The sequence below is a fragment of the Ligilactobacillus sp. LYQ60 genome (genome assembly GCF_045033015.1).
Lineage (GTDB): Bacteria > Bacillota > Bacilli > Lactobacillales > Lactobacillaceae > Ligilactobacillus.
The window spans coordinates 22,600-37,623 of record NZ_JBJFZV010000005.1; the positions used below are offsets into that span (position 1 = coordinate 22,600).

The window sequence follows — 15,024 nt, forward strand, 5'->3', positions numbered from 1 at the left end:
ATATTTAGTTAATGTTTACCTAATGTTTACTTAATAAAGGAGGAATCGTTATGGCGATTATGGTATTAGGGGGGGCCGGCTACATCGGTTCTCACATGGTTGACTGGCTACTAGATTACGGCGAGGAACCTGTAGTGGTCGACAATCTAGTAACGGGACACCGGGCTGCCGTTAACCCGAAGGCAAAGTTTTATGAAGGCGATGTAGCTGATAAGGACTTTATGCGGCACGTCTTCAAGGAAAATCCGGACGTGGATGCCGTTATTCATTTTGCCGCCTACTCACTGGTTGGTGAATCAATGGGCAAGCCGTTAAAGTACTTCGACAACAATGTTACTGGATTAATTAAGTTGCTCGAAGTGATGAAAGAAGTAGGTGTTAAACGGCTTGTCTTTTCATCATCCGCTGCAACCTATGGGATTCCGGACCACATGCCAATTAAGGAAACGGATCCGCAAGAGCCGATTAATCCGTACGGTGAGAGTAAGTTAATTATGGAAAAGATCATGAAGTGGGCTGACGAAGCATACGGTATTAAGTACGTTGCTTTGCGGTACTTCAACGTGGCTGGGGCTAAGCCGGATGGTTCTATTGGGGAAGATCACAATCCTGAAACCCACCTGATGCCAATTATTTTGCAGGTGGCTGAAGGAAAGCGTGATAAGCTCCAGGTTTACGGGGATGATTACGATACGCCGGATGGCACAAACATTCGGGATTACGTTCACCCGTTTGACTTGGCCGCAGCGCACATGTTGGCCGTTAAGTACCTGCGAGAAGGTCACGATTCTGACGCCTTTAACTTGGGGTCAGCCACTGGGTTCTCTAACTTAGAGATGCTGAAGGCGGCCCGGGAAGTAACGGGGAAAGAAATTCCGGCTGAAATTGCTGGCCGGCGAGGCGGCGATCCCGACTCACTGGTTGCCGCTTCGGACAAGGCCCGTAAGATTCTTGGATGGAAGCCGGAGTATGACGATGTTCACAAGATCATTGAAACGGCATGGGCATGGCACTCAACGCATCCGAATGGTTACGATGACCAGAAGTAGGATTGCTTGATAAAAAAGTAATAGGAACGGTCGCTAGGGAACTAGCGGCCATTTTTGTGTTACAACTTAAATGCGACTTAAATTATGCAAAAAATGCAAAAGCAAAATAAAATGCAAAAAATGCAAAAACAAATTATAATAAGGGCACAAGTGGAGGTGAGCGAGATGAAAGAGCGGTCGCCATTTAACCCTAATTTTGGGAAGGTTCCGCAGTTGTTTTTGGATCGGGAACGGATAATTACGGATTACGTTGATGAATTAACCAATGCGGGTGCTGAAATTGACACACCATATCAGACAACGATGATTTGTGGCGTCCGGGGATCAGGCAAGACGTCCGTTTTAACTGGGATTATTGGTCAGATTGAGCGGCATGATGATTGGGTTGTCGTGGATCTGTTAAATAATCAATTGATTGTTGATAACCTAATTGAAAATTTACAAATGCAGCCGGAGCTGAAATTAAAGAGCTTTTTCAGTAAGATTGATAAGGTCAAAACAAGGCATTTTAATTTTAAATTAGCTGCCGGAAACGCTACACAAATTGGGCTATTAATGGAAATATTTAAGCAGCTGAAGGCGCACCATAAAAAGGTATTGATTGCGATTGACGAAGTTTCGTCAACCCCGCAAATTCGGGATTTAGCAATGATTTATCAGCAGCTTATTCGGCAACGTTTTAGGGTTGCGCTGGTGATGACTGGCTTACCGGAGAATATTTCTGAACTACAGCATAACAAAGTGTTGACGTTTCTACTCCGGAGTAATCAGCTGGAACTTCCGTTTTTGCACGGAAAATCAATTGAACGGGCATTTCGAACAAACTTCGCGCAGGGGGGCGGCAAATTTCTGATGAAATAGCTACCCGGTTAACATTGATGACGCGAGGATATGCTTATGCTTTTCAACTATTAGGATACCTGGTTTGGAAAAGTACGGCACCAGGGGATGAAATTAGTGCTAATGTAGTCAACCAAGTGGTTAATGAGTATCAAGACACGTTGGCGAGAAAAGCATACGCGCTGGTTTACCAGCAACTAACTGCGGGCGATAAGGAATTTTTGCGTGCAATGGCCATGAGTGAAAGTGAAGGCGGACAGGTTAAAATGGCAGAGATTGCGCGGCAAACAGGGAAGCCTTCTAATTACTGGTCAACGTACCGGAAACGATTAATTAAGCAGCAGATTATTAGGGATAAGGCATACGCCTACGTAGCGTTTAAGTTGCCGTACTTTAAGGACTTTGTTTTGGAAGAACAAAGGATTGAGAAATACGATTTCTAAAGGAATATATGACTTCAAAAAGGACCCGACCGTAGGTGATGCGATCGGGTCCTTTTTGAATATTCGCGTTATTAATTACTTATGAGCCCAGCGTTCCCGGAGAAGTGGCACAATTTGCTTTGGTTGCCGGTCACGCGTAAAAACACCTTTCTTGTTGCCATCAACCCGAATAAGTGTTGGTGCGGTGGCAAAATCGGCAATGTTCCATAGATGCTCGCCGATGAAGTACGGGCACTCATCGAAGACTTCAAAATTAGCCTTGTAGTAATCGACCTGATATTCCTCAGAGTATGGGTCATGATAACGGGAATGTAGTCCAGGCTGAGTATCTGCCCCAAACTCGGTAAACATGATGGGTTTGTCGGGGAAGTGTTTGTGCCAAGTGGCTAAATCGTTCCGGAGCGCCTTTTGGGCTGCTTCTAGGTCGTTGTATTGGAGGTACCAGCCATAGTACCGATTAAGGCATAGCAGGTCAACGAGCGGCGCCACTTCGTCCTTTTCTGGAGTGGAGGAAAGGATGTTGGCAGAGACCCGTGGTCGGTGTTCCCAATCGAGTTTGTGGGCAAATTCAAACAACGGCTTAAAGTATTCGCCAGCGCCTGACTCGCTTGAAGCTGGTTCGTTGGCAATTGACCACATAATAACGGACGGGTGGTTCTGGTCGCGGGCGATGGTCTCCCGGAGGACCTGTTCGTGAGCTTGACTTGTCCTCATTACATCCCATGTGTTTGTTTGGGGAGTTGCGGTATCGTTGGTGAAATTGCTACTTACATCAACGTTCATGTTGGCGTATAACCCCACTGCGGGAACTTCGTCAATGACGATGAAGCCATCCCGGTCAGCAAGCCGCATTTCCTCTTCAGAATACGGGTAATGGGATGTCCGGAAGGAGTTGGCGTTTAAGTCCTTCATCAGGTTGTGGTCTAGGTTGGAAACGGCCATGTTCTGTCCTTTCCCGAGGACCGGGAAATCTTCGTGGCGACCAAAGCCCTTCAAGTAAACGGGGTGGTCGTTGATAAGGAGCTGGCAATCCTTAATCTCAATGGTGCGAATACCGAATGGCTCAGTATAGTCATCGAGGAGCTGACCGTGATTATCGAATAATTCAATTGTGAGGTTGTACAGGTAAGCATCCCGGACATTCCAGCGATGGGTTTTGTTAATTGTTAGTACTTCTCTGAGTTGATTTGCCGTGGCAACAACCCGATCATCTTCATCGGTAATGGTAACCTTTGCGCTGGCATAGTCCCCCTTGACCGTGATGTCAGGGTTAACGGTCGTTGTTTCGCCGGCAACGGTGTACTTAACGGTGATTTTTTCGGTGTACGTTGTTGCGGTGGAATACAGCTTAACTGGCCGGTGGATTCCCGCGTAGTTATAGAAGTCGAAATTTGGCACAACGACATCTCGGCCGTTAACTTGCGAATGGTTACCGACGGGAAGGGTGGAGTAGTCGAGAATGTTGCTTAACCGCACTTTAAGGTTATTTTTCCCGGGGTGAACGTAATCATTAATAACAAATTCAAAGGGGGTGAAACCGCCTGTATGCTGGCCGACTTCTTGGCCATTAATGTAGATCGTTGCACTATGGGTAGCTGAGCCAAACCGTAAAACAAGACGCCGTTTTAACAGGACTACGGGGACGGAAAAGGTTGTTTCATACCAAAAATAACCGGCGTGGTCACGGATAGCGTTATCAACGACCTGATCGTTGAATGAACCAGGAACAGCCATCGGGATTGGGGCGGGAAGTGGTTTTGTTGCCGATAATGGGTGACCTGGCTGTTCAATCTGAAAGTTCCAAATACCGCTGAGGTCGCTCAGCGTTCGGGTTGCCGTTTGTTCTGGGAAAAGCATAGAATTAACTCCTTTTAGTAAGCGTTTTCTTTACAATTGTAATTATATTATTATTCACAAGCATAAAAACAATATAATTACTAATAGATTGATAATAAATAATTATGATAGTTTTTGAGCCGCGGTTTGGAGTGATTTAATTACCGGTTTTAAACGTTTTGTGTTGGATGAACGCCAGCAAAGAAAAATTTTAACGCCAGATTCGAGATCATCAACATGTCTGAAGACTAGTTTATTAGAATATTTGCAAGTGTTCATATATTCAGGGATAAGGGTTACCCCTGAGTTAGTAAGTACAGCAAAGAGGACGGAGGTGTAATCTTTTCCGGTATGAATAATATTTTGTGAGCCAATAGATGTAGCGACTTCGTGTTGTTGTTTTCCGAATTCATTGGCAATGGTAAGAATATATTGCTGGTGGAGATCTGTTTTATGAATAACATCTTTTGTGGACAATGGATTATGTTTATTAATTGCGAGAACTAAATCGCCGGAATATAGTTGAAGCCGTTCGATTGATGAAGGGAAAACCTCTGCTTCTTCTTCGGTAGTGGTGATTAAATCGACCTTATTGTTGAAAAGAAGATCGACGGCTGTTAACGATGAAGCTGAGACGAAATTTACAGGAATGTCAAGGGTGTCAAGATCGCTGTGTAAAAGGAGTTGCGATAAAAGATCACCCTTAGCGCGTTGTGAATATCCGAGTTTAACAGCATTTGTATTGACGTCGCGAACATTACTTAATGCTTGATGATACGAATTAAGAATCTTGGTGGCATCATGATAGAAAACAGTTGCAGCAGTAGTCGCAGTAACGGGTTTTTTAGACCGGTCAAAGAGTTTAATGCCGAGTTCATTTTCGAGTTTAAGGATTTGTTGGCTGATAGCTGTTTGTGTAACAAAGTTAATCTTAGCTGCACGAGAAAAACTATGGTTCTCATATGTATCAATGAAGTACTTAAGCGTATTAAAGTCCACTGTGGTCCCTCCCTGAATTACAATATTTGCTTATGATTATAACATTAATACATGTTTTTTGTTTCACAAAGGGGCGCTTGATAATAGAAGATATACAAAAAGGCCGCATGAACAATGCGGCCTTAAAAATTTTAATCGGTAATGTTATTTATTTTTAGCGTTCTGAGCATGAATTGCTGCTAACTTCTCGGCATTTTCATTAACGCGTTTTTTGTTTAATGGGTAGACGAGTAACAGCAAGAAAGCAATGCTTGAACAAACTAGTGGTACTAATACGGCGATATCATACAATTTGTTGGCAACGGTGGCAGTTTGGACTACGCCCCCGGTTGTGGATGACTTGTATCCAATGATCGATAGCAAGAATCCGCCCGCACCGCCAGCAATCGCTTGAGCGACTTTCCGGGCAAATGAATTGATGCCGTAAACCACGCCGTCTTCGCGCGTACCCGTGATGATTTCGTGGTTGTCAGTAACGTCAGTAATGAATGCCCATACCATTAAGTTGAAAACGCCCATTCCAATTGTTCCGAAAAAGTTAAGGATGATAAACAACACAACGCTATGGGTATGCACTAATAGCAGAGCGCTGTAAAAAATAATCGCAATTACTAATCCCGCCATTGTACATTCTTTCCGACCAAATGTTTTGGTTAACCACCGGCTAAATGGAGCCAGGATAAAGGTAACGGCCGTATTGAGAATTAAGCAAAGTGAGAGCGCTGCCTTATTGTTGAAGTAGGTGTTAAAAAGGTACGTAAAGGTCGTTCCGTTCATCATTAAGCTAATAACAAGGGTCATATCAATCAGAATTAATGCAATCAATGCCCGGTCTTTGAGTATGCCTTTCATTAATCCGCGCAGAGGAACTTTTTCTGTTTTGTGTGTCCGAATCCGTTCGGTTGTGAGGTTAGTAGTAATCGTGTAACAGAAGTATCCCAAGACGGCACAAATAACGGCACACATGAAGAAGCGATTACCAGAAACTTGCTTGCTGACGCCAACGTAAATCATCATTGGAACGATGTATGATACGCACATGTTTCCTAAGGCCGATCCCATTGAACGGAACGTAGATAATGATGTCTTGTCATCAGGCTTATCACTAATTGCTGAAGCCATTGAACCGTAAGGGATATTAACTGATGAATAGAAAATTCCCCATAGGATATAAATGATGTAAACATAGCAAAGGCGAAGTGTTAACGCAAAATGGCGAATAAACGGGGCATACATCAAAATTACGGTAATGAGTAATGGCCATTTCATTCGATCCATCCACGGAGCGAATCGTCCTTTTTTATGAAGACTACTATTATCAACTAACCGGCCAACGGTGACGTCGGCAATTGCATCGACAAAGCGGGCGATTAAAAATGCGAGCCCGACCTGTGCACCGGTCAGTCCAAGAACATTAGTGCAAAAAATCATGAAGAACGAAGAAACGATAACAAATGTAAAGTTATTGCCAGTATCACCTAACATATATCCAATTCGATCACGGATATCAAATGGGTGTGTTTTAACGGTAACGGTTTGTTGTGAAGTTTCCATATCGTAAACACTCCTTTGCAAAAAAATATTGTGAAAATAAGTTCATATTCAGCTTAAATAAAATTGAATACGGTTTCAATATGCAGGATCGAATTTATCTTATCTTATCGTAATACGTGAATAATAAACACTTATAATGCCTATTTGTAGCCATTTGTAAGCGAATTAATTTGACTGAAGTTATCAGAATTATATAATTACGACAGGAGGCGATGATAGTGAAACGAACTACAAAGTTAGAAAAAATAAATAATAAGGGCGATTATCTCGAAGTAAAAACAAATGGAGCGCAGTTTCAGATTTATGTTCTTGACGAGAATATTATTCGCTTTCGCAGTACGTTTGCTGATGAATTTCCTCCGGAAGAATCGTATGCACTTGTTAAAACGGCGTGGAATGATCAAACGGATGATGTCTTGGCTGATGAGCGACAGCGGGTTAACCCTTTGCCGTTTACAATTTCGCCGACAGATATCGGATATGAGGTCGATGTTGGAGACTATATAGTCGTTATTCATAGCGATCCGTTTAGTTTTGAGGTTAAAGATCGAAATGGTAATGTGATTCGGCAGGATTTACCTGGAAGGGCTTTTGTTCAAGATAATAATGGACGGGTAATTCATTACAGTAGAATGCAAGACGGACATCACTTTTATGGCTTTGGAGAAAAGTCCGGTGAATTGGATAAATATAGACGGCGGATGCGGATGCATAACACTGATTCGTTAGGGTGGAATGCTAAGAAAACTGATCCATTATATAAAATGATTCCATTTTATATCGATTTTGACCCGGATAACAATATTGCGAGTGGGATGTTTTATAACAATGCTGCTGATTCTGTATTTGATATGGACTGTGAACATAGTAATTACTGGCTTCGATACAGTTACTTCCAGTGTGATGCGGGCGATATTGATGCGTTCTTTATTGGAGGCCCAACAATCAAAGATGTTGTTCGCCACTATACAGATTTGACAGGAAAGACGGTAATGATGCCTAAGGCTTCCCTGGGATATATGGGATCAACGATGTATTACACAGAACTAGATCAGGGATCTGATCGGGCAATTTTAGATTTTGTTGATGAATGCCGGCGTAATAATATTCCGTGCGATGGTTTTTTTCTATCGTCTGGTTATACCGCTCGGGATGACGGAAAACGATACGTCTTTAATTGGGATAAAAAGCGTTTTCCTAACCCGCGGAAGTTTGTAGATGAACTGAAGAAGCGGGGCGTATTGCTTGCGCCAAATGTTAAACCTGGAATGTTGACGACTCATCCCTTAACGCAGCAATTTTCAGCAGGAAATGCATATGTTAAAAACGCCTCTGGAGATGGCGATCAAGAAGATCGCTATTGGGGCGGAGCAGCGCACTTTGTTGATTTTACGAGTGCTGATGGTCGTAAGCAATGGATGAGTGCGATGAACGAGGCGTTGCTAAAATTCGGGGTTACGAGTATTTGGAATGATAATAACGAATATGAAATTAATGATGATTCGGCGATAGTTTCGGCTGACGGCCTTAACCGTCCAATTGGTGAACTGAAGCCGGTGGAGCCGACGATGATGGCAAAAACGGCGCACTTAGCGTTAAAGAAATACTCGCCGGGAATGCGGCCGTACGTAATTAACCGTGCGGGATTTGCGGGAATTCAGCGGTATGCTCAAACGTGGGCGGGCGATAATTATACGAGCTGGACCAGTCTCAAATATAATATTCCGACAATTCTTGGGATGGGGTTATCCGGAGTTGCGAATAACGGCTGTGATATTGGTGGCTTTGATGGCCCGCTTCCTGAACCGGAACTTTTCGTTCGGTGGGTTCAAAACGGTATTTTCCAACCACGGTTCTCGATTCATTCATGTAACAATGATAATACGGTTACTGAGCCGTGGACATATCCGAAGTATCTTCCGTATATTCGGGCGGCCATTCAATTACGGTATCGGCTAGTTCCGTACATGTATTCGCTTCTTGCTGAAGCGGCACGTACTGGTGATCCGATTATGCGGCCGTTAGTTTATGAGTTTCAAGATGATCCGCAAGTAGCGCAAGAAAGTTTTGAATTTATGCTTGGCCCTGCACTATTGGTTGCAAATGTTGTTGATAAGGGGCAAACGCATAAGGATATTTATCTTCCTGCGGGAACAAATTGGATTGATTTGACGACGAATAAAAGATACAGCGGAGGACAGACGGTTACTGTTCCTGTTGATCTTTCGAGTATTCCGCTCTTTTTGCGGTGCGGCGCAGTGTTACCGCAGTGTCCGGGACTGATGAATTTGCATCGGGATAAAACGGATCATCTTCGAATTTTGGTTGAACCAAGTGAGCCAACGAAATTTACGTTATATGAAGATGATGGGACAACGTTAGATTATCGTGATGGTAAGTTTTTGCGGACAACTGTACGAGTAAAGGCTAATGATAAAGGGATTAATATTGGATTTACAACTAATGGCGATTATCAGACCCAAGTGCAAAGTGTTGGATTAGCTGTATATTGTCCGGATAAGGCACCATTAAGTGTTATGTGTGCAGGTAAAATACTTCCGCAATTTTTGAATAAACAAAAATTTGACCAAAGTGATCGGGGGTGGATTTTTGATGGTGATTTGCGGCGGGTAATTATTAAATACCCTAACCCGGTGGGAAATTATGATTTGAAGCTAAATACCCAAGTAAAGGATTTGATTTCCATTTGAAGTATGTAATTATAAAAAGTACAACCAATAACTAAAGTTATTACTTCTTTAGAAATATATTGGTAGTGATATTTGGGATATTTCCGTGGAAAAATTTATAGCGGTGTGGTGATGATAAGTCAACCATAAGTTGATTTTATCGTCACTATGCTTTTTGTTTCTAGCTAGAAATCGTATGATCTTTCAGGTTGGTAATAGTAATCTAACGGTAAATGAAGCAGTGTTCGAATTATCATATTTCGTTAATTATCTTTAATTAAGAAGATATTGAAATTAGACGTTTTTGGTCAAGAGACTGACGTTATGCGGTATTGAAACAGTAAATTTAGTTTTAGAAAAATAATTAGTGTGAGATGTCTATAAAACATATATTACGAGGAGGAATTAAAATGTTAACACCCCAATCCACAAAGACACGTCTTATGATTTCGTTAAACGGGCGATGGAAGTTTAAAGTTGATGATGGCAATCAACAAGTAGATACTAAATTATCTAATTATAAGTGGGTAGCAGTTCCGGGTTCGTATAATTCGCAAATTATTGACGTTGATATTGATGAACACGTTGGTGATTTTTGGTATGAGACTGAGTTTCAGGTTCCTAAGGAAAATGATCGCCGTTATTTTATACATTTTGGGTCTGTTAGTCATAAAGCTATAGTATACCTAAATGGATATAAGATAGTCGAACATACGGGTGGTTTTACGCCGTTTGAAGCAGAAGTGACTGAGTATTTACGGGATGGTAATAATATATTGAAAGTTAAGGGTAATAATATTCTAGACGATACGACGTTGCCTAGTGCAGGGTATCATAACGGCAAAGAAGAATATCGCTTTGACTTTTTTAATTTTGCTGGGATTCACCGTTCGGTAAAATTATATGCAACAAATTTGACGCGGTTAAAACAAATTCACGTTAAGTATAAAACTGATTTAAGAAGCACAACTGTTATCCCAATTGTTTCGGTTGATGGGCCGTATGATTACTGTGAGTACACTATCTTAAATCAAGAAGGGAAGGCTGTGAGTGAAACCACTAATGGAGAGCCACTGAAGATTAAAGAGACACATTTATGGTGGCCAGGTAAACCATATATGTATTCACTTCTCGTTAATGTATACCGTGATGGGAGAATGGTGGACAGTTATACAAAGGACTTTGGAGTTCGCACCGTTGAAGTACGGAATAATAGTTTTTTGATTAATAATAAACCGTTTTATTTTAAGGGGTTTGGTAAACATGAAGATTTTATTGGGAGTGGTAAGGGATTAAATGAACCAGCAATAATTTTAGATCACGAAATTTTAAAATCTATCGGTGCCAATTCCTATAGAACGGCGCATTATCCTTATTCTGAGGAACAGTTGGACCAAGCGGATAAAGATGGAATCGTTATTATTGATGAAATGCCCGCTGTTGGTCTTTTTGTAGGTTTTAATGTTGATTTATCTCAGCGGGGAATGCAAACTTGGGATACGTTGAAGACTGGTGAAAACCATAAAAAGGTAATAAAGGAAGTTATTGAGCGTGATATGGATCATCCGTCCGTAGTCATGTGGTCGTTAGCAAATGAGACTGCAGGCCATGTTAAAGGAGCTCGGGAGTATTTCGAACCGCTCGTAAAGCTTGCTAGGAAATTAGATTTTCAACATAGGCCATTAACATGGGTAAGTATAGTAAACGATGATTATGATACGGATTTAATTGGAGATTTATTTGATGTGGTGTGTTTAAATCGGTACTATGGCTGGTACATAGATCATGGAGATTTAAATCAAGCAACTTGTGATCTAAGAAAAGATATACAAGGATGGCATAAGCGCTTCCCGGATAAACCGATTATCTTTACTGAGTTTGGCGCAGACACAGTTCCAGGGATGCATAGTTTGGAACACGCCCCGTATTCTGAAGAGTATCAAAAGGATCTGTACGAAGCTTATTTTAAAGTTTTTGACGAATTTTCTTATGTTGTTGGTGAGCAATTATGGGCGTTTGCTGATTTTAAGACGTCGAATAATTTGCGACGAATTGACGGGAATTTAAAGGGTGTATTTACACGCGATCGGCGGCCTAAAGCAGTCGTGGACCTTTTGAAAAAAAGATGGTTGACGACCTTAAAGTAATTATATGTTAGTAAAGCAAGGATAGCCTGTTGATGTGGATTAATCTGCATTAACAGGTTTTTATTTGATAATTATGAAATCAATCACAAATTGGATGGATATATTAATTATAATGCGGAATATTTTGGTTGTTTTTCTTCGATAAGAATTAACTATATGTATACAAGAAAGAGGAATCTCAAATTGATGGCTAATCATTGTTAGCGGTTACACGTTGGGTTACACTATCTTATGTGAGATAGTTATTAAAATCACAATGTGAGGTGTTAAGTATGGGTGGATCTCAACAAACTATCAGAGTGGCAACTCGCCCATTCGGATTACGAGATAAATTGGGATACATGTTTGGCGATGCAGGTAATTGTTTTTCGTTTATGTTGATCTCATCGTTTTTTATGATTTTTTGTACGAATGTTTTGGGGTTAACGGGTGCACAGGTTGGATTGGCATTCTTAATTGCCAGATTTGTTGATGCAATTGCGGACGTCTCTGTGGGGCGTTTCGTTGATAATAGTAAGTTGCATAAAAAAGGACGTTTTGCACCTTGGATGGATAGGATGAAATATCCGCTTTTGGTTTCGATTATTCTGTTGTTTATGCCTTATGTACGCGCTCTCAACATAACGTTTCGTTTATGTTATGTTTACGTTTTATATATTCTATGGGGAATCCTGTATTCTTCGGTTAATATTCCGTATGGTTCGATGGCATCGGTGATTAGTGATAATCCTGACGATAAAACATCACTTTCAACGTTTAGATCTGTTGGGTCGTCACTTGCTAATATGGTCGTTTCATATTTGTTACCGATGTTAATTTATGTCGGAGCAAGCAGACAGGTTTCTGGTAGTAGATTTTTATTGTGTGCAGTAATTTGTGCGTTGTGTGCATACTGTTGCTACACATTAACAACTACTTTAACAACCGAGCGTATACGTACTAATAAAACGAGTAAGGTTCCGCTAGGGCGCTTGTTAAAGGGATTTTTGAAAGACCCTGCCTTGGTTATATTAGTATTTATTGATATGTCACTGGTTGTTAATTTAATGATGTCAGGGACAACGAGCACGTACCTTTTTTCTGTTTACTTCCATAGTAAAGTGGCGTTGTCGATTAATATGATGTTGGGAACTGGAGTTACGTTTATTTTAGCTCCATTTAGTCGTTATCTTACAAAAACATTTGGAAGAAAAGAATGTTCTGCAGCAGGATTAGCTCTTTCAGTCATAGTTTATTTGGTTCTTTTCCTTATTCATACCCGGAGTATACTTGTTTTCATTATTTTAAACTTTATAGGCACAGTCGGTATGGGTATTTTTAACTTAATGGTATGGGCATTTATTACTGATGTGACGGATAATCATGAAATAATTACGGGTACTCGTGAAGATGGTGTTGTTTATGGAGTTAATTCATTTGCTAGAAAGGTAGCTCAGGCGATTGCCGGGGGTGCGGGTGGTTTTATGCTTTCGATTATCGGTTATAAATCATCTACGGTTGGAGCGATTGTTCAAAATGCAAGCGTTGCCAATAGGCTGTATGACATGGCTGTAATTGTACCGTTGGTTTGTTCGTTAATTGCTTGCATTTTACTTGTAATTTATCCGTTGAATAAGCAAAAAGTAACGGAGAATGCTAAGAAATTAGCAGAGATTCATGAAAACAATATGATAAAAACGAATGAAGGAGGAGACAGGAATGAGCGTTGATTTAACGGCCAAACCGTATTATTTAAATGAAGAACAAATTAAGTGGGTTGAGGATACAATTGCCGGAATGTCACTTGAAGAAAAGATTGGACAATTGTTCATCAACATGGGATCTTCGCGGGAAGAAGGATACCTTAAAGGGGTGTTGGACAATTACCATATTGGCGGAGTGCGGTACAACCCTGGAACAGCCGAAGAGGTGTATGACCAGAATAAGATTTTGCAGGAAAACAGTAAAATTCCACTATTGATTGCCGCTAATACGGAAGCTGGTGGCGATGGGGCCTGCACTGATGGCACCTACGTTGGTCATGAAATTAAGGTGGCTGCAACCCGTGATGAGCATTTGGCGTACCGGATGGGACAAATTGCTGGTGAAGAGGCAGCAGCAATCGGATGTAATTGGAGTTTTGCACCGATTGTTGGGTTGTTAAAGAACTGGCGTAACCCGATTTTGTCGGTGCGGACATGGTCAGATGACCCGGATTTGAACATTAAGTTGTCATTAGCATACATGAAGGGAATTCAAGAGTTTGGCATTGCTCCGGCGGCCAAGCATTTCCCGGGTGACGGTTCTGATGAACGTGACCAACACCTGTCGTTTGCTCCTAACCACAGTACGGTTGAGGAGTGGGACAACAGCTTTGGGAAAGTTTTCCAGGCACTGATTGATGCGGGAGTGCCGTCCATTATGGCGGGGCATATTGGTCTTCCAAGTTACGTGCGGTACTTTAAGCCGGACGCAACACTGCAAGAAGCCAACCTCCCAGCAACGTTAAACAAGTACCTGATTACGGATCTTCTCCGGAAGAAGATGGGCTTCAACGGAGTAGTGGTTACCGATGCCAGTCACATGGTCGGGATGACCGGAACGATGAAGCGGCGTGACCTGTTACCAACGGCGATTGCTGCTGGTGTTGATCTTTTCCTCTTCTTTAACGATCCGGATGAAGACTTCCAGTGGATGATGGATGGATACAAGAATGGGGTTATCACGGACGAGCGGTTGAACGATGCGCTTATGCATATTCTGGGACTAAAGGCTCATATTGGACTAAATAAGGGCTTTAAGTTCCTGGAGCACCCCAAGAAAGAACAACTTGCGCATGTTGGTAAGCCGGAAAACAAGCAGGTTGCTCGGGAAGTGACGGATAAGGCAATTACGCTGGTTAAAAACAAGGAGCACATTTTCCCAATTAGTCCGGCTAAGCAGAAGCGGGTGCTTTTAGTGGACGTTAAGGGGCATGAAGGTGGTTTCGGGATGATCATGGGTGGCGCAAGTAAGCGGCCGGTCGACGTCATGAAGGAACTCCTGGAAAAGGAAGGCTTTACGGTTACGATTTGGCAATCACTTGAGGATCAGATTAAGGACCTTCCGCCGGAGAAACGTCGGGCTGCAGTGGCAAATGTCTATGCCCAGAAGCGGCCAATCGCTGAATTAACGGATAACTATGACCTGATTATTAACATGGCAAAGGTGGTTCCGAATACGGACCAACGAATTCAGTGGCCTGCTTCCAAGGGAACGCCGGATATTCCGTTCTATGTTCATGAAGTACCAACCATCTTTGTTTCCGTTAACAGTCCGTTCCACCTGGCAGATGTGCCTCAGGTGCAAACGTATATTAACTGTTACGACGATCAGCAGGGCACCCTAGAAGCGTTGGTTGATAAGATGCTTGGGCGGTCCGAATTTAAGGGGCAAAGCCCAGTTGATGCATTTTGCGGCTTTGAAGACACCCGGTATTAATGGGGTG

At 42.0% G+C, this 15,024-nt stretch carries 10 protein-coding genes; 7 read left to right on the top strand and 3 right to left on the bottom strand.

Annotation, left to right across the window (positions count from 1 at the left end; genetic code table 11):
• Positions 1–50 precede the first annotated feature (50 nt).
• From galE to ACI3EZ_RS05570, 3 genes are all read left to right on the top strand, one after another.
• Positions 51–1,049 (top strand): UDP-glucose 4-epimerase GalE, encoded by a 999-nt coding sequence (gene galE, locus ACI3EZ_RS05560; RefSeq protein ID WP_405025783.1) that lies wholly within the window; start codon positions 51–53, stop codon positions 1,047–1,049.
• 165 nt (positions 1,050–1,214) lie between these two features.
• Complete coding sequence (locus tag ACI3EZ_RS05565; protein ID WP_405025784.1) at positions 1,215–1,910, top strand: hypothetical protein; 696 nt, start codon at positions 1,215–1,217, stop codon at positions 1,908–1,910.
• 17 nt (positions 1,911–1,927) lie between these two features.
• Complete coding sequence (locus ACI3EZ_RS05570; RefSeq protein ID WP_405024685.1) at positions 1,928–2,332, top strand: hypothetical protein; 405 nt, start codon at positions 1,928–1,930, stop codon at positions 2,330–2,332.
• 75 nt (positions 2,333–2,407) lie between these two features.
• On the opposite strand, the gene uidA (ACI3EZ_RS05575) is transcribed toward ACI3EZ_RS05570, so the two are convergent.
• The 3 genes from uidA (ACI3EZ_RS05575) to ACI3EZ_RS05585 form a co-directional block, all read right to left on the bottom strand.
• Positions 2,408–4,189, bottom strand: coding sequence for a beta-glucuronidase (gene uidA, locus ACI3EZ_RS05575; RefSeq protein WP_405025785.1), 1,782 nt, complete (start codon positions 4,187–4,189; stop codon positions 2,408–2,410).
• Positions 4,190–4,291: 102 nt separating this feature from the next.
• Positions 4,292–5,167: a LysR family transcriptional regulator gene (locus ACI3EZ_RS05580; RefSeq protein WP_405025786.1), complete on the bottom strand. Its 876-nt coding sequence runs from the start codon at positions 5,165–5,167 to the stop codon at positions 4,292–4,294.
• A 144-nt stretch (positions 5,168–5,311) separates the two neighbouring features.
• Positions 5,312–6,721 (bottom strand): MFS transporter, encoded by a 1,410-nt coding sequence (locus ACI3EZ_RS05585; RefSeq protein ID WP_405025787.1) that lies wholly within the window; start codon positions 6,719–6,721, stop codon positions 5,312–5,314.
• Between the two features lie 218 nt (positions 6,722–6,939).
• Between ACI3EZ_RS05585 and ACI3EZ_RS05590 the strand changes: the two genes are divergently transcribed.
• The 4 genes from ACI3EZ_RS05590 to ACI3EZ_RS05605 all read left to right on the top strand — a co-directional run bounded on the left by ACI3EZ_RS05590 (position 6,940) and on the right by ACI3EZ_RS05605 (position 15,017).
• Positions 6,940–9,432: a TIM-barrel domain-containing protein gene (locus tag ACI3EZ_RS05590; protein WP_405025788.1), complete on the top strand. Its 2,493-nt coding sequence runs from the start codon at positions 6,940–6,942 to the stop codon at positions 9,430–9,432.
• 389 nt (positions 9,433–9,821) lie between these two features.
• Positions 9,822–11,558, top strand: coding sequence for a beta-glucuronidase (gene uidA / locus ACI3EZ_RS05595; protein WP_405025789.1), 1,737 nt, complete (start codon positions 9,822–9,824; stop codon positions 11,556–11,558).
• A 272-nt stretch (positions 11,559–11,830) separates the two neighbouring features.
• A complete protein-coding gene (locus ACI3EZ_RS05600) occupies positions 11,831–13,267 on the top strand; it encodes an MFS transporter (protein ID WP_405025790.1) in 1,437 nt (478 codons plus the stop codon).
• Positions 13,257–15,017: a glycoside hydrolase family 3 protein gene (locus tag ACI3EZ_RS05605; protein ID WP_405025791.1), complete on the top strand. Its 1,761-nt coding sequence runs from the start codon at positions 13,257–13,259 to the stop codon at positions 15,015–15,017. The genes ACI3EZ_RS05600 and ACI3EZ_RS05605 overlap by 11 nt, the downstream gene beginning before the upstream one ends.
• Positions 15,018–15,024 lie beyond the last annotated feature (7 nt).

What these genes read in the sequence shown, in the direction of transcription:
- galE (WP_405025783.1), top strand. Translation starts at nt 51, where the DNA reads ATGGCGATTATGGTATTAGGGGGGGCCGGCTACATCGGTTCTCACATG.
- ACI3EZ_RS05565 (WP_405025784.1), top strand. Translation starts at nt 1,215, where the DNA reads ATGAAAGAGCGGTCGCCATTTAACCCTAATTTTGGGAAGGTTCCGCAG.
- ACI3EZ_RS05570 (WP_405024685.1), top strand. Translation starts at nt 1,928, where the DNA reads ATGACGCGAGGATATGCTTATGCTTTTCAACTATTAGGATACCTGGTT.
- uidA (WP_405025785.1), bottom strand. Translation starts at nt 4,189, where the DNA reads ATGCTTTTCCCAGAACAAACGGCAACCCGAACGCTGAGCGACCTCAGC.
- ACI3EZ_RS05585 (WP_405025787.1), bottom strand. Translation starts at nt 6,721, where the DNA reads ATGGAAACTTCACAACAAACCGTTACCGTTAAAACACACCCATTTGAT.
- uidA (WP_405025789.1), top strand. Translation starts at nt 9,822, where the DNA reads ATGTTAACACCCCAATCCACAAAGACACGTCTTATGATTTCGTTAAAC.
- ACI3EZ_RS05600 (WP_405025790.1), top strand. Translation starts at nt 11,831, where the DNA reads ATGGGTGGATCTCAACAAACTATCAGAGTGGCAACTCGCCCATTCGGA.
- ACI3EZ_RS05605 (WP_405025791.1), top strand. Translation starts at nt 13,257, where the DNA reads ATGAGCGTTGATTTAACGGCCAAACCGTATTATTTAAATGAAGAACAA.